Source organism: Silvibacterium sp. (genome assembly GCF_047605705.1).
Lineage (GTDB): Bacteria > Acidobacteriota > Terriglobia > Terriglobales > Acidobacteriaceae > Silvibacterium.
Genome location: NZ_JASGFD010000008.1, coordinates 91,761 through 115,516, shown reverse-complemented (window position 1 = coordinate 115,516; position 23,756 = coordinate 91,761). Strand labels below are relative to the sequence as shown.

The window sequence follows — 23,756 nt, the reverse complement described above, 5'->3', positions numbered from 1 at the left end:
TTCGAATCGCAGCAAGAAACGCGTTCCCTGCTTCGTTTGTATGCCGCTCGAGGCTGATTTCGACAATTGCATCCAACTGAAAGCCCAGCTTCTTGTTGTCAATCTCAATGGTGAACTTGCGGATAATGCCGTCTTCCCGCAGTCGCTGTACGCGCCGCAGGCAAGGTGCCGGCGTCAGTCCTACCAAGTCCGCAAGTTCCGTGTTCGGGATGTCTCCCCGATCCTGCAGAATCCGGAGGATGTGGCGGTCAATTTCGTCGAGCTTGATCATCTACCCCTCTATCGAGCAATATATACCCAACATCGCCAGCATACATGCACGTTTATTGCGCTTTAGCAAAGAGATGCGCACCAATACGCAATCCTGAAATCGACCTAAAGTTCTATTCTTGCTGAGTGCTGCCTTCTCTTCATGAAACGCCCTTTCAGGTTGGCCTCCTGGCGTCGGCCGGGCTCATAGGTGGCGGTCTGAATGCGCTCGCCGGAGGCGGCAGTTTTGTCAGCTTCCCTGCACTGCTGTTCTGCAACGTCTCACCCATCTCGGCAAATGCCACGAACTCGCTTGCAACATGGCCTGGACTGCTAAGCGCCTTTTGGGGATACCGTGAGCGACTGCGGCCCCACTGGCGTTCGCTCCTGCTGGTAAGCCTGATGAGCATTCTTGGGGGAACCGCCGGCGGATTGTTGGTGCTCTTCACACCGCCGCGTCTGTTTTCGCACCTTATTCCATACCTGCTCCTCGCCGGTACTGTTCTCTTCCTGTTCTCGCTCTTTAGACGAGGCTCGAGTACTGCAGCCGAGATTGCTGTTGACGAAGCGCATCGGATGCTTCCGCAAAAGACGATCGATGCGCGATCGGCCGCACAACTGGCAGTGTCCTTATATGGCGGCTACTTCGCAGGCGGCGCAGGCATTCTGCAGATCGCGGCGCTCAGCATGTTCGGCATTGAGGACGTGCAGTTCATTCTTGGGCTGAAGAACCTGTTTGGAGTGCTGATGAGCGGCGCATCGCTGATCACGTTAATGATTGGCGGAAAGATTTCCTGGCCTGAGGCGATCATCCTTACGGTCGGTTCCATCGCGGGCGGCTATCTGGGAGGCCGCATGGCGCAGCGTACGAACCCGCGCGTGATGCGTATAGCTGTAGCAACGCTCTGCTGCGTCGTAACCATTGTTTTTTTCCTGAAGCATCGATAACGGAGTTTCCATGCCTGCTGCTATTGCTGACGTTTTTACATACGGAAAGAGCTACATCCAAGCACTGCCACGATACATTCCGGGCAAGCCCGCATCCTCCGTCGCGCAGCAATATGGCTTTGCCGAGAGCGAAGTCCTCAAGCTCGCTTCCAACGAAAATCCGCTTGGCATTCCCGGAAGCGCTCAGCAAGCCATGCTCAATCTCGCGGCGCAGGCTTCGGGCTGCTATCCGGAACCTGAAGCCGCGCCCTTGAAGGCGCGTCTCGCGGAACGTTTCGGCGTGCCTCAATCGTGGATCACCGTCGGCAACGGCAGCAGCGAAATTCTCGAACTGGCGGCGAGAGCCTTTGCCGGTCAGGGCGATTCCATTGTCATGTCGGAATACGCCTTTGCTCTCTACTCGCTTTATACAAGCGCAGTCGGCGCAACGCCGGTGGTCATTCCGGCGCGCGACTTCGGCCACGATCTCGAAGCTATGCTCGCAGCGATCGACAAGACGACAAAGCTTATCTACATCGCAAATCCGAACAATCCGACAGGAACCTTCATCGAACCTGATGAGATCGAATACTTTCTTTCTCGTGTCCCGAAAGAAGTCGTCGTTCTACTCGATGAGGCATACGCCGAGTATCTGCCTGATGCTCTCCAGACAGATTCCGCTGCGCTCCTTGAGCGTCATCGCAATCTGATTCTGTTACGCACATTTTCGAAGGCCTATGGACTTGCAGGACTGCGCGTCGGCTACTCAATGGCTCAACCGGAACTCACGCAGATACTCAACCAAGTGCGCAGCGCCTTCAACACAAACAGCTTCGCGCAGGTTGCAGCACTCGCTGCCTTGTCTGACGAAGAGTTCGTACGATGCACGCGCGATCTGAACGACCGAGGCAGAGAGCAGCTCTACCATGGCTTCGATTTGCTTGCGCTTCCCTATCTTCGTTCGGCCGGTAATTTCGTCCTCGTACACGTTGGTGACGGGGAGCGAATCTCAGAGGAACTTCTCAAGCGTGCGGTAATCGTGCGGCCTGTATCCAGCTATGGACTGAAAGCATGGGTACGCATCTCTGTTGGCCTGCCCGAACAGAATGAGCGACTGCTGGAAGCACTGTCATCTTCACTTCACTCCGCAGCCGCCTATCGTCAATAAGTTTAGAGATAATGCGCGAGGCAGACTTGTTCGAGCCACCTCGCGCATCCAGCAAGCTTATGGCTGCTCTTCGCTCAGCGACGGCGGCGCATCTGCGGCCCCAGAGCCCCAAGCCTGGTTCGGAGATGTACCGAGTTTGAAATGCACCTTTCCACCATCGCTTATATCGTGGAAATGGATCCAGTTCTTTGCATAAGCCGCGCCATTCAACTTTACGTCTTGAATATACGGCGTATCGCCAGGATTTGCGGATGTCTCGATCGTGAACGTCTTTCCCTTGTACGGCGCACGCAGGTGGATCACGACCTTCGGGAATACCGGGCTCGTGAGTTCATATGCCAGGCTGGCGGGATCGATCGAATAAAATCCCATCATGCTCATGACGGCCCACGACGACATTTCTCCTGCGTCGTCATTCCCCGGGATTCCATCCGGCGTATCCGGATAGTTCTCACTCAATACACGGCGCACCACGCGCTGCGTCTCCCAGGGCCTGCCTGAGAAGTTGAATTCAAATGGTGCTTCGAGATCCGTCTCGTTGTAGGGGTTGTAGTATTGCCCATACCAACCCGGGGTCTTGTAATCGAAGAAGCTCGTGAGGCGTTGATCGAACAGGTCAGGCCCAACCGCGTGGATCAACCACGCCATATCCGTTGGAGCGAACCACTGGTAGTGCCAGCCTGAGCCTTCAATGAAACCTTTATTCTGCGTTGGATCGAAGTCAGGAACCCAGCTTCCATCCGCATTACGCGGGCGGAAAAAGCGATCATCGGGATCAAATACATTCCTGTAATAGAGAGCCCGACCGTACATGGTCTTTGCCTCGTCTGTCTTGCCGAGCGACTTGGCTACGCGATACAGCGAGGCATACGCAATCGCATCTTCCTGGATCTGCGATACCGAGCCGTAGTCAACTTTGTCCTGCGGAGTGTAATGAATCTTGTTGATCCAATCGATGCCTACCTGTCCCTGATAAGGCTTGTTTGCGGGAGCAGGTTGCGTTGCATCGAGCCACATCCCCTTCCAGGCAGTGTTCATATCGAAGTCGTGCAGCCCATCGAGCCATGCGGTGCTCACGATTACCGAGAGCGGACTGCCGGCCATGATGTTTGTGTAAGCATTGATTTGAGGCCAGCGATCAATCCATCCGCCCTGTTGATACATCAGGGCCACTGACTCTGCCATATCCTCCGTACGCTGAGGCTCAATGAGTGCCAGCAGAGGAGCTTGGCTCCTGTAGGTATCCCACCCCGAGAAGTTCCCATAAAGCAGATGTCCAGGCTTTACGGTGTGAATCGTTCCATCGAAACCAAGATATCGGCCATCCTCATCACTGAGGATGCTCGGCATCAGCAGGCTGTGATAGAGCGCAGTGTAGAAGACGCGTTCATTTGTCTGCGATCCGCCGGTAGCGTCGATCACCCCTAGGGACTTATTCCATGCAGCCTCCGCTTCATTGCGAATCTGCTCGAAGCTCTTTCCCTCTGCTTCGCGCTTTAGGTTGTTCTTCGCTCCGGCCAGATCGACATAGGAAATTCCGATCTGCGCGGTTATCGTCTCCGGATGCTCCGCTTCGGGCCATGAAGCATAGGCACCAATCGCCTTATCAGCACTAGTCTGTGTCGCAGACCGGCTCGAAGAGTCAAGATTTGCGTTTCCTCCCGTAGTACGCGAATCGATCCACGTACCGAATGAAGGAAAGGGGCGATCAAAGTGGATATCGAAGTAGACCTTGTAGGTCTGCTTCACATCACAGAAGGCCTCATTCTCGACATAACCTTCAATCTCTCGGTCTCCCACCGCATGCACTTCGGCGGCCGTTGTGTGGTTCAATGTGTGGCTGATAGGCAACAACACATTCGCCTGCTTGCCTGCAGGGAAGGTAAACCGCACCATACCTGTGCGTTCTGTTGCGGTCAACTCTGCATTGACCCCGTCGCGTTTTAAGCGCACCTGGTAATAACCAGGAGATGCCTTCTCGTCATCGTGAGAGTAAGGAGATTCGTAGTCCTTCGTCTGCGTCTGAATCTGTCCTGTTGTTGCCGTCAGGAAGACTTCACCTTCATTTGAGCAACCTACCCCGCTCATATGAGTCATGCTGAAGCCTTTGATAGTCCCCTGATAATAGTGATAGCCGAGGCCGTGGTCCTCAGTATCGGGGCTCAATTGCACCATTCCGAAGGGCGTGACGGCACCGGGAAAGAGGTTCTCACTGTCCCCCGGGCCTTTGCCTGTACCAATAAAAGGATTCACAAGGCGCGCCGGCTCTTTTTGCTGAACTCCGTCTGCGGCAGAGGCTTGAACAAACGAGTGAATAGCTGCGAATGGAAGGATAGCTATAGCAAGCAGACCCTGAATCTGGATTCGAAACCGGCCGACAACACGACTTCTGACAGACATGAATTGCTCCGCTGAACAAATTGACGCTCGAGAGCAATCTAACAAATCTCTTCGCTCTTCGGGCACTCGGCGCTTTGTTATCTCGCGAACGAGTGATGTCATCTCTGCCACCAAAACAGTGATGTGTGTTATGGTTTTCGCAGTTGCTATTTGCTGGCGTGCCTCCTCACTCCCTTCCTTCCGCTGGCTGGAATTCCCCGAGTGTTCTTTCTCGCATCAAGAAGGTTTCTATGCGATGGAAATTCCTCACCCCACTCTTCCTGCTGCTGTTGCTCTGCGCTATCACAGTTGGCCGCAAGACATCCGCGCAGTCGGGATTAGTTGTTGGTTACGGCGCATCCGGCATCCAGCAATTGAGTTACAACGGTGTGCTTCTGGAGGATCTTAGTCAATATCCCTCCGATGCATTTCATATCTGGCATATGAAGATGACGGACCTCAACGGCAATGTTGTATCGACCGGACAATATGGATGGGGCGAAAATAACAACGGGAAGACCTGGAACGCCAGCACATCGACCTGGAGCTATCAATTTGTGTGGGGGAGCATTCAGGTTCAGTTCCAGCAGAGCGGTACTGCTCTGAATATGATCGTCACCGAAACAAATGGCTCTAACTCTGGCATGATTCTCGACGGTGCTGTCATCTACCCATTTGCCTTTCACTTTCCGCAACTACCTGCACAGTTTCCAGATACCAGCACGCCGGAACTTGCCTTCAATACGACCGGCCCGAGCATAACAATCGCAGACTACGGCAATGGTGAAGTAGCAGCCGTTGATCCGGACGCGACGCAGCCCTTATACAGCGGCTTCCTGCCCACCGGAAATGGGACGAGTTATTATCCACTGATCAGCGGCACCACACCAGATGGTCTACCTCTTTTCCAACCGCATAATGACCGGCCTGTGATGCCCGGACAAACGCAGACATTTACTGTTTCGCTGCGCTTTGCCCCATCCTCGACACCTGCATCCGCTCTCGCCGCTGACGCCTATACGCATTGGGCCCAGGCATGGCCGATGCAATTGCATTGGTCCGATCGGAGAGCGATCGGCACAGTATTCCTGGCCAACTCTCCGACTGGGGATCCGCAGCAGCCCGGAGGCTATCCGAACAACCCGCGCCGCTATTTCAACGATAGTGATGCCAGTGATTTCGATATACGCACATCCGCAGGAATCAGCGCATTCCAGCAAAAAATACTGAAGCAAGCCTCTGATATTGTTACGAATCTTCGCCAACTAAATGCGCAGGGAGCAATAACATGGGATATCGAAGGCGAAGAATATCCGCAAACTACCAGTTATGTCTGCGAGCCAGATGAGATCGCTGCTATCGCTCCGGAAATGGAGACTTTTATATCCGACTTGAGCTCGCCGTACTACGGGATGAAGCTCGATGATGCCTATTTCAAGACGATTACTGGGGCAGGGTTCCGCGCCGGCCTATGCGTGCGCCCACAGCACTTTACTCCCGGTTCCGGGGGAACAGCGCAGCAGGTATATCTCTCTACAAGTGCCGTCTATAACGAGCTCCTGCGCAAAATGCAATACGCTCACAACCGTTGGGGTGTAACACTCTTCTACGTAGACTCATCCGTAGACGCAAATGGCGGGATATTAGACGCGGACATCTTTCAGCAACTCGCAGCTGCACTTCCGGATTCGCTGATCATACCGGAAGAATCCACTCCCAAGCATTACGCATACACGGCGCCATTTCTGAGCTTCATCGACCATGGAGATACCGGAACGAATCCAGAAATACACGTATATTACCCAACGGCCTTCAGCGTGAATATGGTGAATGATGTCGATGCGTCTAAACTTGCTAACGCGATCCCGGCGCTCACCAGCTCAGTGAAGAGCGGTGAGGTTTTGATGGGTCACGCAGACTACTGGCAGACAAATAACGACACGATTCTGTCTATCTATCAAAACGCGGGCACGAATAATATATCGCTCATAAACACACTGCACCGCGTACGTGCCGGATCTGCCCAATAATTCAATCCTGTCCGAGCGGTCCGCCCAGTGCATTCTGCAGGCGATCCAGCACTGGCATCATAAGTTTTGATGGCTTCTGCGTTCCGAAATGACTGAGCGTCAGCTGTCCATCTTCTCCTAGCGGAACCGTGATCTTCCATTCCTGACCTGCGCCGGAGTGTGGAAAGACCGTCTCAAAGTGCTCTGAACCGATGTGCATATGTACGGTGGCGACGTGTAGCTCCTCACATGCTTTGCATACCACCGTCCAGGATCGCTGGATTGTTCGGGCTTGAGCGAGTGAGCGATCCAGGTCGGTAAGATATATCTCTTCTTTGAGACGTCCCATGATGTTCTTACCAGAGAGGACACGTCTCACGGCATTGAACTCGATATAGTTCAAAGAGCGTACTCCAACCCAAGTAAGAAATACAAAAATCAGGATCACAGGAATGTGCAGATAGAGGCCGCTGAAACTCTGCATCAGAGCGAGAGATGCGGCAAGTGCGCACACCCCGTAGAGAATGATCGCGGTATCTTTCGTGCGGAATCCGCGCGCAAGCATAATGTGATGGATGTGGCTGCGGTCACCGCTCATGATTGGCACGCGCCGCAAGCAGCGACGGCAGATCGCCAGACCCACGTCCATCAATGGCAGTGCAAGCGCCATCATTGGTGCGGCCATACCAAGCAGCGTGCCACTTCTCTGCCCCCAGACCAAGCCAAGGCATCCAAGCATAAACCCGATGGTGAGGCTGCCAGAATCTCCCAGATAGATAGAGGCTGGATTGAAGTTGTAGCGAAGAAATGCCAGGAGACACCCGACAAGAGGAGCGGTGGCCAGGACGAGACCGACGTTGCCGCTCAGCAACCCCGCGACCATGGTTGTGACGGTTGCGAGGATGCCTACTCCTGTGGCTAACCCATCAAGGCCGTCGATAAGATTTACGGCATTCGAACAGCCGAGCAGCCAGATAATGCTCAGGGGATAGTTCAGCCATGGCGAAGCCAGGATCGAATGCTGCGCGGTGAGTACTAGATCGTGAGGCGCAAAGTGGCGCCCGAGACCAATTGCGACGCCGGCGCCAGCTAACTGTCCCGTGAGCTTCTGCCATGGTCGCAGGTCTACAAGGTCATCCAATAGCCCGGTGACAAAGATAATCGCAGTCGCAGGAATGAGAGCCAGCAGGATCTCGTGGTGTCGTACATAGATTTTCTCGTTGGCCGGCGTAAGCAGGAAGGCCGTAGCAAGCGATCCAGCATAAGCGATTGCAATCGCGACGCCGCCCAGACGCGGAATAGGAGTCTCGTGGAGCTTCCTAACGTTATCCGGCTTATCGACCAGATGAAATCGGAGCGCCAGGTCCCGGCACAACGGAGTCAACAGATAGCAAAGGACAAAGGCAGTCAGTCCGAGAGCAGATATGGTGAACATAATATCTCTCCAAGATGTGAAATGCTTGCTTACATTGGCGATTGTGTACTCGAAATCGCCGCCCCAAGGTTCATGGAAGTGTCGTGCTTGCGAACAGCCATGTTTTGCGTGCCGGTAATCTGAACGATTCGAGCCACTCCCAATGGCAGATCAAAATACTCAACTAAGGCTTGCCTTGCCCGCTGCCCTGCGGATCTCACTTCTTCGAGGTGGCAGGAGAGGTAGAAAAGTAGCTGCACGAGCTGATCTACAGCTCCACACGGAACATGCCATCCGCAACCATATTCACGAATAAGGCGTGCCGGCGTGGCTCGATCTGGTCCGATAAATAAGATCGGGCGAGCTGCGGCAAGAAGTGCGTAGACCTTGCTCGGTACGACCGAGCCGCAACATTGATCGCGCTGTGTAACGAGGCCAATGTCTGCCGCGCTCAGTGATTGGCCTAGTTCAGCACGGGGCACATAATCTTTCACATGCACCGAGTGCAACCCTTCTTTCTCTGCCAGCACTTTCAGCCGTGTGTGATGCACTCCTCCGCCCACAAACAGGAACTGGAAGCGCGTATCCGCACGAAGCATGCGCATTGTGTCAAGGATTGTGTCTGCGTCGTGGGCCATCCCAAAATTTCCGGAATAGAGTAATGATAGGTAGTTTCGCTCCGTAGTAAACGGCAACGGCGTAACAGCTTTACTATCTGCCCAATTCTGCGCCACAGAGATACGCTCAGCCGAAATGCCACGGCGTATGAGCCGCTCTTTCATGCACTCGCCCAGCGCGATGATTCCATCTGCATGCCGCCTTGACCAGTCGGCGAGCAGGCCAGTCATCTTGTCGGCAATGCCACCCTTCTCAAATTGTCCCAGGTCGACCGCCACGTCTGGATACATATCCATCTCCCATATGAAATGGCGGCTACCGCAAAGCAGGCTCAAGCCATTACCGAGAAGCGAGAGCAATGGAGGAGTCGTAAGTGAGATCACCAGGTCAGGTCTGGGCATCCTGAAACTGCGCCAGCATGCAGAAATGTAAAAGGATGCATAGGAAAGCACACGTCCAACTACGCCTCTGACGAACGGTGTCGACCTGACGCGATAAATCGTTGCGCGGGGTGGATGCTCTTCGGCAGATGGCGCATAGTGGCCGTCAGCACAGATCGCAAAGACCTCATGTCCCTGTTCAGCCAGTTCACGCGCGACATCAGTAAGCAACTGGCTCGTGGGCGATGAGTCAGGCCAGAAGAATTGATTCAGCAGGAGAATCTTCATAAAGCGACCTCCTGCCATTCATGCTGTTCTGTTCTCGAACCTTCGACATTTCTTTCGCGCACGAAAACGGCTGGATTCCCCGCAAAAATTTCGTACGGCGGAATCTCACCACTCACTACGCTTCCAGCCGCGGCAATCGCACACTCGCCAAGCGTTGCACCTGGCAGCAACGTTGACATAGCTGCGACCCAGGAGCCGTCGCCGAGGAAGATCGGAGCTATGCGCAGGTTGAATGTCGGGCTCGTCCAATCGTGATTTCCAGTGCAGAGGTACGCACCTTGCGAAATGCAGGCATTCGATCCGATATGAACAGTCGTCAGGTTGTCGATCCACGCGCGTTCTCCTATCCATGCATCATCTCCGATAGTGAGGTGCCATGGATATTTGACTGTTATTTCTGAATGGAGAACTACGCCGTTACCGATCTGGGCGCCAAATAGACGCAGAAGCGCGACACGCAATCTGGAGAAAGGCAGGATGGAGGAACGAAATATTGGGGAGCCGATCATTATCCAACCAATCCTCCAGGCAGTCGATCGTCCTGGCCTGTACCAGTCGTTGTTATAGTCGCGGAGCTTTATAGGAGTGCTCATGCTTTCACCCTGATCCATTCAAAACTCTGGGGCGTGTCGCCGCCGGTAACCCACCTGTACAAGTCAGCCATCTGCTGTGCAACCACTGGCCAGCAATACCTGCTTCTTACAAGCCTTCTCCCATTTGCTCCTATCTCTGCATTCGTTGCTGGAGAATTGCTGAGGATGTCATCGATCGCGCAGGTGAGCGCTCTTGCATCCGCGGAGATTACGAGACCGGCGTCATATGTCTCCACCTCAGGAATGTGGCATTGCTCTGAGACGATGACAGGAATCCCCATCGCCATCGCCTCGAGCGTTGCGACGCTGAGTCCTTCTGAATAGGAAGGCAGGATAAAGACATCGGAGCAAGCCAGTGCACTCCACTTCAACTCGCCCTCTAACATCCCTGTGTAAAACGTGCGCTCACTGACACCGTGCTGGATCAGAAGGTTACTCATCGTGAGAAGTGAATCTGAGGTGGCAGGGCCCGCCAGTACTAATGTCGTGTCGGAAAAGCGCCGGGCTAGTGCTGCCCAGGCTTCGATCAGGATATCGATGCCTTTCTTCTGATGAATGCGGCCGAGGAAGAGGGCTATGCGCTGCCCCTCCAACTGAGGATACTGCTCAAAAAAGAGTGTTCTGCTCACGGAGGCTGGTGCACTTATGCCGTTTGGAATAATCGCGACCGGAGTCTTCACGCCAAATTTCTTGTAATCCTGCGCTTCTGCCTGGGTGAGCGCGTGCACGCAACTTGCTCCATCAAGGTTCGCTCGCTCTATCAAAGCTGCGTAGAGCTGTTTCTTTAGCCGCTTGTAATTCAGCGCCCAACTTTCCAACATGCCGTGCGCAGAGACAATGTACGGTGTCTTCAACAGGCGCGCGGATCGAGAACCAATAAATGTGCTTGACTCCCACAATCCATGAATATGAATCCCATCCGCAGCACGCAGCATGTCGCGGAATTCATCTGTCCTCTTTTTCCCAGGCAACCATTCTCTTCGGCTCAAAGGCCAGCGTGAGACAGTGACCCCTGGATTCTCAGGTTTTCGCACGCTCTCGTCATCGTCTACGAAAGCGGCGATATTGATGTCATATCCCTGCGCGGAGACAAGTGTGGACGCGAGTTGTGGGACAGCTGCACTCATACCTCCATATCTCGGATCAAGATGGCTCAAAGCCTCAATCCACTTACCGCAGGAATGCGGCGGAATAGTGCGCTGCGCGAGCGGAGACACGACTGTACATTTCATCTGCCCACTCATGCCATTCGCTCCGAGGAAGCGGAATTTGTTAGTTGCGTATCCGAGCGCTCCTGCACGAGGGTTGAAAGCCTTGCGATTTCATTTCCAAAGTTATCGGGTGAGAACCTCTGAATCAGCTCGGAGGATGCTCTGCGCATGTCATTCCACTCATCCGAAGAGAGCGCCTCCATCTTTGTGAGAGCCACGGTCAACTCGGTGTCAAACTCTGGATCATATAAAAAACCGTTCTGGCCTTCTCTCACCAGGTCTTCTGCACATCCGCATTTTTTTGAGACGATAAGTGGCAACGATGCAGCCATGGCCTCATTCACAACCAAACCCCATGGTTCGCGCACGCTGGGAAGAACAAAGCAGGCCGCAAAGCTGAAGTATGGAAGGGCCTCTTGGGACTTTTTATGTCCCACAAAGATCACATCCTTTGCAAAAGGAGACTGTGCCGCCAGTTCTCGAAGCGCAGGTCCTTCCGCGCCATCTCCGACCAGCACGAGAGGCCAGTTTCCTCCCTGCTCTCTGTACACCTGCCAGGCACGTATTAGCCCTGCTACATTCTTCTCTGGCGCCAGTCGTCCGACATACAGAAAATACTTGGCGGGAAGCTTGTATGCCTCTGCGTTCGAAGTTCGTCGAAGCCCTGCCGTCCGCCGGCACAGCTCGTCATTGTCGACGACGTCATAAAAATTCAGGATGCGATCGCTCTTTACTCCCAGAGACTCGAGATATCGAACGTGAGCTGTTCCACCGGCAACAGCCCAGTCGAACAGACTGCGAATCGCGAGTGACTTTGCCTTCTCTTTCCAGGGTACCCGCACGTGATCCCCTGACCCACTCTCCGTCATAAGAACGCTGATTCGCCTATGGACTCTCGCCCACATCGCAGCAGCCACTGCGGGCAGCGTGTAATAGCCGGGGACAAGCACCAGCTCGGGGTTCAATTCACTGAGGCGGCGCCAGGCAGCAAGTGCCAAAGCTATCTTGCTCGACTCACGCCAGCTGCTCCTCGGTAATAACGTGTCGACCGGCAGATCTTCGGGAATCTCTTCACGGAACTTGAGCCCGGCATGGACACCGATCCCACCTACAAATTCGATACCTCGCACCGCCGAAGTACCACCGAAGGCCCTTTGCAGTCCCTTGAATCGAGCGACGTGATAGGGATACCAATCGATCCAGAGAACAACAGCTCTGCAGGCCTGGGAACGAGATCTTTGGGCGTACTTTTTCTGCGATCTATACACGATTGCTGCTCCTGAGAGTCATCGTTCTTGCAGAATGCAAGTCGTAATTGGGACGGATATAACACGGCACAGAAGAATCCCGTTGCTGTTGCTTTTGTCCTGCAAGTGCCCAACGCCATGTGAGCCAGCAAGGTATAGAGAGCATAAGGGTCCGAAAGATGACTGCCTCCATGGTCTGCATCACGAGATAGATAGAAAGCGCTGACAGTACGACGAACTGGCTTGACCAGGGACCGCCTTTGGTAGCCGCTTTCTTCCACGCATAGCCATATCCCCAGCCCAGTATTCCCATGAGCGGGACGGCCAGCCACCATGCTTCGACCCAGAGGTCTGCTACGATGCCAGGCGCTGAACCTTCTGCTCCGTCCCATCCCAACGCATCCCCGAATCCCTCTCCCGTGCCAGCGTTGTGCAAAAGTTCTGGTACGCCGAAGTCTTCGTATTTTGTGGGCCACAAGGCACTCGGGATCGGTCGAACTAGAATCTGTGCGGCATAGCGACGCAACCAGAAATAGTGCCCTCGCTGTTCCGAGCTGAGAACGGTTCCGGCTCCATAAATCCACTCGTTGCCCGTGTCCGACTTTTCAACGACATCGCCAACGTCCGTCTTTATGTCAAACTCTGAACCCAGATAGATGCTCTGGCGATTAGTTACCAGGAATAGAACGAGCCACCCAAGCAACACCCCGACAAGACCAACCGCCAGGATAGGAGGCCTCTTTCTGCGATCGATATACCAGCCCATTAAGACGATGACCACGAATGCGAATGTGGGACCGCGTCTTGCCATGAGCAGTGAAGAAGAAAGCCACGGAATGCCAAAGATAGCCATCATCGTGTAGCTAAGCCACTTGCTCGCTCCCGCAGATCTTGCGGTAATGGCCATCAAGAGCCCGACGAGCATAAGCAATGTTCCATCACGCACATAACCGTTATCGTCCCAGCCGCCGGCATAAGAAGAACTGAACGCATTAACAAACCCGCCGACATTGATGATGGTGATGGCCCAGCACGTCAGACCTACGGCTCCTGCGACACATCCACCAATCAGTAAGCGTCGGAGCACTAAAGGCGATGACGGCGACGAGTATTTGTGCTCCGTAGCAGGGACACGAAGTCCCACTGCGAGACATGCCCCGACAAATGCAGTCACGCCCAGCAGATTGAGAGTCTGCACAAACAGCATTTGGTCGTTGTAGAGATACTGCGACAAGCCATCGACATTCAAAAGCTTCCACGGCATCCAGCAATAGAGAAAACCGAACATCGGCGCGATGAAGACAAGTGGATGAAAGACGTCGTGGCTTCCGTCCAGGGCGCAGATTACCGCAAGAATGCTGATACCTCCAGCGGCGGCGAGCAGGAATTCAAACAATCGGCACCTCCGTCTGCTCGTAAGCCGCATCCTGATCGAGATACTTGCCAACCTCTTCCGCAACGCACGACCGAAACGTTTGCCAGGTGTAACGCTCAGCGCACGACCGCGCGGCCTCACCCATCGTCGTAAGCTGGCTACGGCTGCGGATTGCCCAGTCGATCTTTTCAGCAAGCAGATCTGGGCGACGAGGGTCAACGATGAAGCCTTCTCTTCCATCACAAATTAAGTCTGGTGCAGCCGTATTCGTGGTCGACAGGATGGGAAGGCCGCACGCCAATGACTCAAGCAATACCTGCCCGAAGCCTTCTCCTACCGATGGAAAGACAAAGAGATCCGCAGACTGATAGGCTTTCACGAGTTCAGATTGACTAACAGACGGCCTTATTCGCACCTGTGATGTGAATGGGCGGAAGAGTTCGAGGTTATCGACAACGCGTCCGCAGATTGTGAGCTCCACACAACGCGTATTGAGAAGACGCAAAGCCTCAAGCAGATACTTAAGGCCCTTCCGCTGGTTGATACGGCCTACGAACAGCAATTTCAGCTTTGAAGAGCGACTGCGGTACTTCACCGGGTCAGGTTGAAAGCGGTCCAGGTCTACGCCATACGGGATTACACGGATGCTGCGCTCGGGGGCGCCATTTTCAATCAAGCTATTCCGCGAGAATGAGGACGCCACCAGATAGTGGCGCGCCATCGCTACTTCCTGAACGAGCCGCTCGTAGTCTTCTTCAGGAAGCGATAGTTCCCACTCCTGTTTGAGCGAAGCGGCACATTCGGGATGCCTCTCCAACTCTTCCCGAAGGATGCGGCGCATTGTTGTTGGATGTGGATGCATCTGGAACAGCATGCCGCCGCGCCCATACGTTTGAAACGCCGAGTACCCGTAATAGCTGTAACTCAACAATGCAGAGTTGCATCTATTTGCGAGTTTGCCGGCGGTACGTCCAAGAGCCTCGTCAGAGATGCGTATCATCTTGCGCAGAAACGAGAAGGGTATCCCAGGAATCTTCTCCGCCAGCAGACTGGCGATACCAGTACCTGCGCATAGTGACACGCGTTCTTTCCGGATTCCGGCAACGCCACGATGACGTGCGGCTGAAAGCAGGCCACTGGGAAGATATTTACGACAACTCTTTGCCAAGCGAGACTCCTCATCCCAGTAGAGATCTGTGACCAGACGTTCGAGAATCCCCGCCTCAGCCAGAGCCAAAGCCAGCTGATAAGAATCGCGCGCGCCGCGATGAACGACAACGGCGCCCCTGCGACGACGCATTGGGTTCACAGCGGTGAGAGAACCGCCGTAGCCACGCACTCCCGGAATGTTTTGAAGCGTTGCCATCGTTAATTCCCCGTAGTGTGCTGCTAAAGTAGTCCGTCGAACAGTCGCTTGAGTTCGTACGCGGTCTTTTCCCAGGTGAATCGTTTCGCACGTTCAAAACCCGCGGCAGCGTAACGGTTATGTTCGGAATCGTTCATCAGCAGCGTCACCACTGCCTCGACGTGAGCACTCACGTCCGTAGGCGGAAGCAGAACGGCCGCGCCGCCTGCAATCTCGGGAATCGAGGAAGAGTCGCTCGCAATCACCGGCGTGCCGCAGGCCATCGCTTCCACTACCGGCAGCCCAAAGCCTTCGTAGCGCGATGGAAACCAGACCAGCCGTGCAGATGCATAGAGTGCATGTAACACCTCATCGGACACAAAGCCCAGCATGCGGAATCTCGAGCCCAACGCTTCAACCTGCTTTGCGTACGAGGGATTGGAGTGGTTCACGACCGCGATTACCAGGTCGGGGCAACGGTCGAGGAGTGTTTTCGATGCGGACAGAATAAGATCCGCATTCTTGCGATAGTGGAGGCCCCCGGGCACCAATACAAATGGACGCTCCAGCAGTCCGGCGGTTGCTACGGAAGTCAGCCCTTGACTTGTAATGGGACCAAAGAAATGGGGTGTCACGCCGTTGTGAACAGGCCGAATCCTCGATGCAATCGCTGGGAAGAAGTGAGCGAGGCGCTCAGCCGAAAAAGCGGAGACCGTGTGGAACAGGTCTGCATGCCGGTCCAGTTTGCGGAAAAGCAGATTCCATTTGAAGCGCTGCTTCCAGTAACTTGCGTCGTGAGTATGCGCGTCTGTTTCGAAGTAGCCGGCGTCGTGAGTTGTCACCACCAGACGCGACTTCTTTACAGGTACGTAAGACTCGCCCGTGCAGAAGACAACCTGCGTCTTGGGCCAGAAGCGCTCTGCCTTTGGACGGTCGAGCAGAAACCATCGAGCTTGTTGGCGCGAAGTATCACTGCTGAAGGTGTGATAACGGAATTGTGTCCATGGTTCCTCCATCCTGGGGAGGACCTGCTGCATGTCCTGCGCATCCGCAAGAATCTCCAACCGGACATCCGGGCGGCGCGCCAGATGCTCTACGATCTGGCGCGCAGTACGCCCCGCACCGGTGGAAGCATGAATGTTTCTCATGTGCACATATGCCAGGAGATTCAATGAGGGCGCGGAGTCATTCGTGCGAGCAAGCGACTCTCCCACGATGCGCACAGAAGAACGCGTTATGACACTACTTGAAGTCATTCGCCCTCCCTGTTGCGTGCTCACGTGTCTCGAAGCCAACCATCGACGCGAGCTTTCTCACGCCCACACGAACTGCTTCCAGTGTGGGCATCCAACCATGACGCTTACCGAGAGCGGCAAGCGTGGCCATGCTAAGGGTAGATAACACCCCCATTGCAATCGAAAGCGGCCATGTATGCGCAGAATCTAACTGACGAAGTGCCGCGAATAGAGTCAGAGTAAAAGCGGTCACCGTACTTAGTAGGAACAATGGAGCCATTCCTGCGGGAACGTAGTCTATTTTCTTCAAGATCAGCAATACCAATGCGGCAGATAACGCATGTGCGCCGAAGTAGATCCCCATCGCCAGAGCGGCATTCCCACCGCGAGCAAACAGCAATGTTCCGGCAACTGCAATTGCGACTGCCCAGATCGTATTGATGATCCCGGTTGTCTTGATGGAAACAACGCTGAGGCGTGCAGCCGCAGGCGCATTGCCCATGTGAACCACCGCAATCGAAAGCGCAGCCGCGACAGCCACCGAAGCGCTGGGATATGCCTTTCCATAGATCAGGCGCAACCCTTGTGGCGCAAGTATTGTCCCAACACAAGCCAAGAGTAGAACCAAGGCCGTCGACACAAATGTGCATGCTGCCATAACGTGATGCGGAGTTCGATATTCCGGCGAGGCGATACTCGCGTAACTTCCTTCTGTCAGCAATGATGGCCCAAGGCCTGCGAGATTACGCATCTGGCTTGCCACTGCAAAGAAGCTCATCTGCACCAGAGTTGTATCTGCCCTTGCTATCAGCGCAGTAAGCCACCAGCCGGCAAGGTTTGAAGCAATTAGCCCAGTAAGCTGGATAAATCCGAACGACCACACTTCTCTCAGCATTGCAAGAAAAGGAAGCCCGGTATTCGCAGAGGCTGGCGGACGCAGGCCAAGTGGGCGTGCGCACAACAAGCAAAGCGCAACGGCGAATATAGTCACACCGCCCTGGGCCAGAATCATTCGGATCGGCTGATGCATCCAGGCTGCTACGGGCAAAAGCGCAAGCATTCCAATCCCAACGATCGAAGAGAGCAGCACTAATCCCCTGAGACGTCTTTGTCCAACGAAGAAGCCTCGCGCGCACTCGAGGACGATCATTCCCCCTGCGGAGAGCGATGCCCAGCGCAATAAACTCGATAGCGCCGGCTTGTGAAGCAACTGCGCGATGGCCGGAGCTCCTGCCCACAAGGCGATCACGGCAGTCGCAGCTGAGACGGTAGAGATCAGTGCCAGCACACGAGCTAATGTCACATATCCGCGACTTTCGAAGGGGTACTTGCCAGAGAATCGAGTAGCCGTCGCACCTATACCGCCGGCTGCATATGTCGAGATGTTGTTCGCTGTGCTGAACGCGAGCGAATACGCACCGAAGATCGCCGTCCCTCCAAGCCTTGCAGCAAGGATGTTGGCAAGCAATCCAGATCCTCGCTCGATGAACACCCCAAGCGCTAACGCAGAAGTGCCGGCCGCGACCTGCCGTGCGACATGGCGCGGAATCCGCGAGCCTATGATGGCCGGGGTATCTTCTGCCAGCGGTTCTGCAACCACCAGCTCTTCCGAGATGAGGGTGGGCGCGCTCATGAGTTGACCAACTGGTTCTCTTCGCTCTTCGATTGCTTTTCGTATGCGTAGTAGGACTTGTAGTAGCCCGGTTGGCCGGCCTTGGCTGGATTGAAGTCGTTCAGAATGGTGCCCATTACCGGCACACGATCACGATCGAGGACATCGCGCGCATGGAGTGCCTGCTCTCGTGTCGTCACGCCCGAACGGACGATGAGGATGGCACCATGCGCATGCCTGGCCACGATGCGTGCATCGGCCATGTGCAGAATCGGAGGTGTGTCCACCAGAATGACGTCAAATGCGCGCGACAGACGTGCCAAGAGATCGCCGAATCGTGGCGAGTGGAGCAGTTCCGCCGCCTGTTCTTTACCCTCCCCGGAAGGAATGACCCACATGGTTGGAAACGATGTGGGCTTACAGACCTCGGCAACATTAAAGCGGTCGATGTCGACTTCGCCTCGCAAAATATTTCTCAGCCCGAAGGTATTCGAAACGCAGAAAGCTCGATGAAGACTAGGTTTGCGAAGATCTGCGTCAATTACCACCACCTTCATCTTCGACTTGCTCAATGCCACAGCAATATTCGAAGTGACGGTGGTCTTCCCTTCTCCCGCACTCGGGGAGGAGACGACGTAGATACGCGCCTGCTTATTCCGCCCGGCGAGCAGAATGGACAAGGTTACATTCCGATACGCTTCTGCGACGAGTGAGAAGTCATCCTTCCAGCGTGCTGTCTGCAATGCAGCTGATGAGAAGTCATCGTGCAGGTCGAAGATAGGACCGCCGTGTTGGCGAGGTAAGTACAACTTCTCTTTTGTCGGAGAAGGAATGACCCCAAGCTCTTCCATATGCAGAAACTTCTTGATCTCACCCGGTTCACGAACCACAGTCGTATTGCGGTCACGGAAGAATGCAATGGCAATCCCCAGTAATGCTCCTAGAATGAAGCATGTGGTCCCAGATGAGATTCGCCGAGGATAGAAAGCGAATCTGGGTGGGCGTGCATCGTCCACAACACGAATCGTGGAGGCCTGCAAAGCCGAGGCGAAGCCTGCCTCTTTCGCCTTTTGCAGTAGCGTCTGGTAGAGCTGCTGCTCGGAATCGACTTCCCTGCGAAGCAGATTTACCTGCGAGCCCTTTTGCAGATCAGAGGAAACATTCGACTCCTGCTCGCGGTATGCACGCGCTAACAGATCTTCATGATGCCTTGCGGCGGCATACTCACTTTGCAGATGTTGTATGCTTGCCTGCCGCTCTCTCTGTACATCCTCCTGCGCCTCCTTTATTTCAGCCCGCAGATGTATCACCTTCGGGTTGGCTTCCGTCAGAGGAGGAACGAGTGCCGCAACCTTTGCTTCGAGGTCGGCAACGCGTGCCTTCGCGGCGGCAAAGGCTGGGCTATCTAACCCACCCGGGAGGTCTTGGATTGAGGTGCTGCGAATGACGCTGACCTGTGCTTCTTTCTCCATGCGGTCAGCCTGGGCTTTTACCAGTTCGGCCTGCATCTGGCGCAACCGGTCTTCGCCGACGGTATCGGTCTCCTGGCTCAGGACCAGTCCGTTCCCACCCGTCGCTGCTACCAGTCTCTGTTGCGCATCTTCCGCCTTCTGCCGAATGTCGGAAGCTTGTCGCATCAGCCAGTCACTGGTGCGCTTGGCCTGAGATCCCCTGCTTTCCAGGTCCTCATTCTGAAATTCATTTACAAGGGTGTCGCAAAAATGCGCTGCGAATTTCGGATCCCAGGAGTCGCACGTAATTTCAATGATGCGAGTCGCACTGAGCTGCTTCACTCTCACGCTGCCTGCGGTCTGATCAAGCAGCGCGTCGAAAGAGACCTGGCTTCCGTTATCTATACGAAGCAACCGCCTCAACTTCGACAACATGTCGTTCTGAGCGAGAAATGGCGGATGCGCTTCCGCCGAAAGACGCTGATTTACCCGCGCGAGCAGCGACTCACTCTCGAGCAGCTTCATCTGTGTCTGGATATTGGTTTCTCCCGTCGTGACGGCTTCTGTTGGATCGACAGAACGGATGTTCATGAAGTCGCCGTTCAGGTTTTGGATTTCAACCGAGGTCCGCGCGCGATAAAGCGGAAGCGTCGTCAGGTGAAAGATCAGGCTGCCCGCAAGTCCAAGGAATGCCAGACCCAGGATTAAGACACGATGCCTGCTCAGCGTGCGGTAGTAGTCCATCAGCATGCTCTGCTGCTTCTCTCCGCTACCTGCAATTCCGGGGAGATCGGGGGCGCCATAAACGAGCGGTGCCTGACCGGGAGAAGCAAGGCGAGGAGTACTGCCGATACCCTCTGAAAGTCTCTTCATTTCCAAAACCTCTATGGACGTGAGTAAATCGCCACACCGGTGACGACCTGCAGAATTGCTTCCGCAGCCCGACGCGATCCGGACTTAGCTGCGCTGTTGGGGATGAACAAGATGTCATTGGCGAACAGCGGTACATCCGGTGCTTTGCCAGCGAAGATCATCTTTACGTCCACCGGGATCTCCTGTGGCTTGGCGTCGTTGCCGGGAACGGGCCTTAGGATTTTCGCGTCTTTGGTTCCGGCATTCGGTGCAATACCTTCTGCCAGCGATAGCGCCTGGAGCAGTGAGAGCGACTCGTGAGAGTTCAGTGGGAAGCCTCCGGGCTTATGTACATTGCCGATGACATACACGATCTCGCCCTTAGGCACAGACACAACATCGCCGGGCTGGATCAGAATGTTTTCTGCTGGATGTTTTGCAGCGAGCAGGTTATCGAGCGAGACGGTTGCGGTTCTGTACCTTCCGCTCTGATCCAGTTGCGCATCGGAAAGCGGTAAAAGGCCCCGGCTGACATTCCTAGTCAACACCACCTTCGATCCCGCATCCGGCTTCACCCCTCCGGCAATCGAGAGAACATCGATCAGATCTCGCGGCTGCGGCAGTGGATGAATGCCAGGAGAGTTCACCTCTCCGATCACGGAGACCGTGCGGCTCTGATTGTCGGTCAGGTTGACAGAGATCTGAGGCGAATCAATGTACTTCGTAAGCTTCTTCGTCAATGCTGCTTTGAACTGCGTCAGCGTCAATCCCCCGGCCTGCATACGGCCCACAAGAGGAAGATCGAGGTATCCATCGGGATCGATGCGAACGGGCGCCGCGGGCAGATCATCCATATCCTCGACACGGATCAGGATCTGGTCCCCACCTCCGAGCACATAGTCGGAAGGTGCGGAGGCCGGCTCGTTCCCCACCGCTGCATCCGTGGATTTACCGGTACTTGCCGGTCCCGCCTGCGCATGGAGAGACTGCGACCAGGCGGCCACCAAGACAGCAGCAGAGAGCGTAACTCGAATCAGAATACAAATGAGACTTCTCATGGCTACTCAGAGAGACAAAACGAGCATGTCTCATGGCTGGCGCAAGCCGCCTCGATAGGGGCGTGCACATAGGGGTTCGAGCGCCTGCTGTGGGGGAAGGGTAGCCGGCAATCTCTGGCATCAAATCAGTCGGGCAGATTCTCGTACTCTAAGTGGTCGACTTAGTTCGGGCGTAGCATTCGCCCGAGCATCGTCTCGCGCCAAAGAAGTGCAATATAGGAGTGAACCTGGTATGCGCTCTCAGATCGAACGCAGTAAGTCTGAGAGCGTCATACCAAGACCGATCGCTAAAATCTCGAGTGTCGGAAGTGAGACCGACTTCCTGCCACACTCCAGTTCACTGATGTAGCTTCGGTCGATACCGAATCGCTTCGCCATTTCCGCCTGTGTCAGGCGGCGCTCCTGCCGAAGCACGCGCAGGCGGCGTCCGAATCTGCTGCTTATGTCGTTGCTTGGGAGTTCCGCGGAGTCTACATCGCGAATAGACGAAGCAGGATCTTCAGTTCTCCTCGGAGGCATGGCCGGCGTCTTCTGGTAAGCGGGAAAGATGCTTGAGTTGCCCGACTCCGTATTGCCCACGCCTGGCATTTGCCGATTGAAAGCGGAAGTGGCTGTTACAAGAATTCCCATGGCTAGCTTGTCCTCTAGAGATTTGCATTAGTCTCCCTTGAGCGAAGTCACCCAGATCACCGGAAAGCCCGGTAAAAGTGTTCTCATAGATAGGACGGCTGCATCGCCTGTTTTACGAATCGTACCTATATGCAGAGCCGAACCTTGCAAAATGGTGGCTTCAACAGAGAACTCATTTAGCAGCCACGACTGCTTTGGTGTACGAAGTATGCGCAATCATCATTGCAATGTCTAGCAATGTTGCCCAGTGTCGACACCATAAAAATGACAGCTCTGTTGCCGCTATGTGGCGCATAATCAGTAACTTGGAAAGTGGCGTACTTTCGTACCCCCATACGTGCGAGTACGGTAATCAGCAGCGAGATTACTTGCATATGTGTTATCGGTTTAGAAATAAATCGGCGTGTTACTCCGGGAATCTGCATTCTCCGCGCAGTCACGGAATACGCTTCGTAATGGAGCAGCGCGCAGCTCAGGATGCAGTGTTTAGTCGCGGGCGACGGTTGCGGCTTCTTCAAAAGGGTTGACCGCGCGGTACAGAGCAGCGCGCATTGTCCGCGCGCGCTCCTGCCAGGTGCCCACTTTGCTCGCTTCCCACCGAGCAAGCTCATGCCCGTCATGAAAGCCCGAGGATTCTAGTCGGAGAAGCTCTGAAACTAATTCCTCCGCAGTATCAACGAGAGCCACCAACGGCGGTTTCTCCAGCAGTTCCGCAAAGCCCTTCGTTGCCACCATTGGACGCCCGGCCGCCAGATGCTCGTAAAAACGTGTAGAGCTGCCGGAGAACGTGGGCTCCTTCTTGCGATAAGGAAGGACTGCGGCATCCACGCAACGCGCGTAGCGCTGCAGTTCACCGTATGGCTTCATTCCGACAAAGCGGCAACGGGCCTTCACCCATTCCCGCGCTGCACTCTGCTTGTCATCCAGAATCTTTCGCACCGTCGGTCCAACGAAAACCCAGGAGAGATGTGGCGTCTGCTTCACCGCATGTTGAATCAGCTCCCAATCCATATTCCCCGAGAGGTCTCCAAGGACGCCGATGATCGGACGAGGCAGATCTTGAATATCCTCGGGAAGCTCCGCTGGAAGAAGCTGTGGGCTTGCAGCGATATTGCTCGCGCGGGTAGCGTTGGGAATCACGGTGATCCTGCTCTCGTTGCACTGTGCTTCGTGAACAAGATAATGCGCGATGCGCCTGGAGTTCGGGCAGACCACCCGTGCCGCTTTGCACATGCGAACGTCAAGTGATCGCACCTGCTGTGCCTGCAGTCCATCGTAGGCCACGGTCAGGTCCGTCACGTAATAGACGACGGGGCCCGGCCACAACTCGGCAATCGGGGCATAAAACGGCGTAGTGCAGATGAGCGGTGTCAACTCGGGCTCTCTGGTCTGCGCGAGGAGTCGCCTGTACAGGCCGTGTTCGAATGGCAGAAGCCAGCGCAGCGGCGCGCGGCTGTATCCGCGCTGTAGAGGAAATTGCCGTGTCTCGAGTGGCGGATCAACGAGCGTCTCCGTCCGTTCCCATCGTTGAAAGGCGCCGGACTTTTCCATCTTTGGAAGCCATGCCGTGACGGCTTCGCTTTCGGCAAGCGCGGAAGCAAACTCTCTCATCCAGATACTGCCGACATCCAGGATCTGCCAGGGGTTCGTCGCCATATTGGCCTCGTGTCGCGAAGCGCGACACGACGAATGCTATCCGCTCAATCATCCCGCGG

The 23,756-nt window shown here is 54.9% G+C and carries 18 protein-coding genes; 3 read left to right on the top strand and 15 right to left on the bottom strand.

Annotated features, from left to right (window positions below; translation table 11 throughout):
* Positions 1-271 (bottom strand): Lrp/AsnC family transcriptional regulator (locus tag QM649_RS04890; RefSeq protein WP_415197895.1); only part of this gene is annotated, 271 nt, incomplete at its 3' end.
* 125 nt (positions 272-396) lie between these two features.
* Here QM649_RS04890 and QM649_RS04885 point away from each other — a divergent pair.
* The gene (locus QM649_RS04885; protein WP_415197894.1) at positions 397-1,197 is read left to right on the top strand and encodes a sulfite exporter TauE/SafE family protein; all 801 of its coding nucleotides are present in this window, start codon (positions 397-399) and stop codon (positions 1,195-1,197) included.
* A gap of 10 nt (positions 1,198-1,207) precedes the next feature.
* The gene (gene hisC, locus QM649_RS04880) at positions 1,208-2,344 is read left to right on the top strand and encodes a histidinol-phosphate transaminase (protein WP_415197893.1); all 1,137 of its coding nucleotides are present in this window, start codon (positions 1,208-1,210) and stop codon (positions 2,342-2,344) included.
* A gap of 57 nt (positions 2,345-2,401) precedes the next feature.
* On the opposite strand, the gene QM649_RS04875 is transcribed toward hisC, so the two are convergent.
* Complete coding sequence (locus tag QM649_RS04875; RefSeq protein WP_415197892.1) at positions 2,402-4,744, bottom strand: GH92 family glycosyl hydrolase; 2,343 nt, start codon at positions 4,742-4,744, stop codon at positions 2,402-2,404.
* A gap of 230 nt (positions 4,745-4,974) precedes the next feature.
* Between QM649_RS04875 and QM649_RS04870 the strand changes: the two genes are divergently transcribed.
* Complete coding sequence (locus QM649_RS04870; RefSeq protein ID WP_415197891.1) at positions 4,975-6,753, top strand: hypothetical protein; 1,779 nt, start codon at positions 4,975-4,977, stop codon at positions 6,751-6,753.
* 1 nt (position 6,754) lies between these two features.
* On the opposite strand, the gene QM649_RS04865 is transcribed toward QM649_RS04870, so the two are convergent.
* From QM649_RS04865 to QM649_RS04805, 13 genes are all read right to left on the bottom strand, one after another.
* The gene (locus QM649_RS04865; RefSeq protein WP_415197890.1) at positions 6,755-8,167 is read right to left on the bottom strand and encodes an MraY family glycosyltransferase; all 1,413 of its coding nucleotides are present in this window, start codon (positions 8,165-8,167) and stop codon (positions 6,755-6,757) included.
* 29 nt (positions 8,168-8,196) lie between these two features.
* Positions 8,197-9,432, bottom strand: coding sequence for a glycosyltransferase family 4 protein (locus QM649_RS04860; protein WP_415197889.1), 1,236 nt, complete (start codon positions 9,430-9,432; stop codon positions 8,197-8,199).
* The gene (locus QM649_RS04855; protein ID WP_415197888.1) at positions 9,429-10,025 is read right to left on the bottom strand and encodes a WcaF family extracellular polysaccharide biosynthesis acetyltransferase; all 597 of its coding nucleotides are present in this window, start codon (positions 10,023-10,025) and stop codon (positions 9,429-9,431) included. The genes QM649_RS04860 and QM649_RS04855 overlap by 4 nt, the downstream gene beginning before the upstream one ends.
* Positions 10,022-11,152 (bottom strand): glycosyltransferase, encoded by a 1,131-nt coding sequence (locus tag QM649_RS04850; RefSeq protein ID WP_415197887.1) that lies wholly within the window; start codon positions 11,150-11,152, stop codon positions 10,022-10,024. The genes QM649_RS04855 and QM649_RS04850 overlap by 4 nt, the downstream gene beginning before the upstream one ends.
* Positions 11,153-11,265: 113 nt before the next feature.
* Positions 11,266-12,504, bottom strand: a complete 1,239-nt coding sequence (locus tag QM649_RS04845; protein ID WP_415197886.1) for a glycosyltransferase family 4 protein — start codon at positions 12,502-12,504, stop codon at positions 11,266-11,268.
* Positions 12,497-13,879: a hypothetical protein gene (locus tag QM649_RS04840; RefSeq protein ID WP_415197885.1), complete on the bottom strand. Its 1,383-nt coding sequence runs from the start codon at positions 13,877-13,879 to the stop codon at positions 12,497-12,499. The genes QM649_RS04845 and QM649_RS04840 overlap by 8 nt, the downstream gene beginning before the upstream one ends.
* Complete coding sequence (locus tag QM649_RS04835) at positions 13,872-15,224, bottom strand: glycosyltransferase family 4 protein (RefSeq protein WP_415197884.1); 1,353 nt, start codon at positions 15,222-15,224, stop codon at positions 13,872-13,874. Before QM649_RS04835 ends, QM649_RS04840 begins: the two co-directional genes overlap by 8 nt.
* A gap of 23 nt (positions 15,225-15,247) precedes the next feature.
* The gene (locus tag QM649_RS04830) at positions 15,248-16,351 is read right to left on the bottom strand and encodes a glycosyltransferase family 4 protein (protein WP_415197883.1); all 1,104 of its coding nucleotides are present in this window, start codon (positions 16,349-16,351) and stop codon (positions 15,248-15,250) included.
* Positions 16,352-16,445: 94 nt separating this feature from the next.
* Positions 16,446-18,071, bottom strand: a complete 1,626-nt coding sequence (locus QM649_RS04825) for an oligosaccharide flippase family protein (RefSeq protein WP_415197882.1) — start codon at positions 18,069-18,071, stop codon at positions 16,446-16,448.
* On the bottom strand, positions 18,068-20,374 hold the full coding sequence (locus tag QM649_RS04820; protein WP_415197881.1) for a GumC family protein: 2,307 nt from the start codon (positions 20,372-20,374) through the stop codon (positions 18,068-18,070). Before QM649_RS04820 ends, QM649_RS04825 begins: the two co-directional genes overlap by 4 nt.
* Before the next feature lie 11 nt (positions 20,375-20,385).
* Entirely contained in the window at positions 20,386-21,411 is a 1,026-nt protein-coding gene (locus tag QM649_RS04815; protein ID WP_415197880.1) for a polysaccharide biosynthesis/export family protein, read from the bottom strand.
* Between the two features lie 240 nt (positions 21,412-21,651).
* Positions 21,652-22,041, bottom strand: coding sequence for a helix-turn-helix domain-containing protein (locus QM649_RS04810; protein WP_415197879.1), 390 nt, complete (start codon positions 22,039-22,041; stop codon positions 21,652-21,654).
* Between the two features lie 486 nt (positions 22,042-22,527).
* Positions 22,528-23,697, bottom strand: a complete 1,170-nt coding sequence (locus tag QM649_RS04805) for a glycosyltransferase (protein WP_415197878.1) — start codon at positions 23,695-23,697, stop codon at positions 22,528-22,530.
* Positions 23,698-23,756 lie beyond the last annotated feature (59 nt).

Excerpts from the sequence above, each read along its gene's own strand:
- QM649_RS04825 (WP_415197882.1), bottom strand. The coding sequence starts at position 18,071 with ATGAGCGCGCCCACCCTCATCTCGGAAGAGCTGGTGGTTGCAGAACCG.
- QM649_RS04820 (WP_415197881.1), bottom strand. The coding sequence starts at position 20,374 with ATGAAGAGACTTTCAGAGGGTATCGGCAGTACTCCTCGCCTTGCTTCT.
- QM649_RS04810 (WP_415197879.1), bottom strand. The coding sequence starts at position 22,041 with ATGGGAATTCTTGTAACAGCCACTTCCGCTTTCAATCGGCAAATGCCA.
- QM649_RS04865 (WP_415197890.1), bottom strand. The coding sequence starts at position 8,167 with ATGTTCACCATATCTGCTCTCGGACTGACTGCCTTTGTCCTTTGCTAT.
- QM649_RS04875 (WP_415197892.1), bottom strand. The coding sequence starts at position 4,744 with ATGTCTGTCAGAAGTCGTGTTGTCGGCCGGTTTCGAATCCAGATTCAG.
- QM649_RS04860 (WP_415197889.1), bottom strand. The coding sequence starts at position 9,432 with ATGAAGATTCTCCTGCTGAATCAATTCTTCTGGCCTGACTCATCGCCC.
- QM649_RS04805 (WP_415197878.1), bottom strand. The coding sequence starts at position 23,697 with ATGGCGACGAACCCCTGGCAGATCCTGGATGTCGGCAGTATCTGGATG.
- QM649_RS04855 (WP_415197888.1), bottom strand. The coding sequence starts at position 10,025 with ATGAGCACTCCTATAAAGCTCCGCGACTATAACAACGACTGGTACAGG.
- QM649_RS04815 (WP_415197880.1), bottom strand. The coding sequence starts at position 21,411 with ATGAGAAGTCTCATTTGTATTCTGATTCGAGTTACGCTCTCTGCTGCT.
- QM649_RS04835 (WP_415197884.1), bottom strand. The coding sequence starts at position 15,224 with ATGGCAACGCTTCAAAACATTCCGGGAGTGCGTGGCTACGGCGGTTCT.
- QM649_RS04850 (WP_415197887.1), bottom strand. The coding sequence starts at position 11,152 with ATGAGTGCAGCTGTCCCACAACTCGCGTCCACACTTGTCTCCGCGCAG.
- QM649_RS04870 (WP_415197891.1), top strand. The coding sequence starts at position 4,975 with ATGCGATGGAAATTCCTCACCCCACTCTTCCTGCTGCTGTTGCTCTGC.
- hisC (WP_415197893.1), top strand. The coding sequence starts at position 1,208 with ATGCCTGCTGCTATTGCTGACGTTTTTACATACGGAAAGAGCTACATC.
- QM649_RS04830 (WP_415197883.1), bottom strand. The coding sequence starts at position 16,351 with ATGAGAAACATTCATGCTTCCACCGGTGCGGGGCGTACTGCGCGCCAG.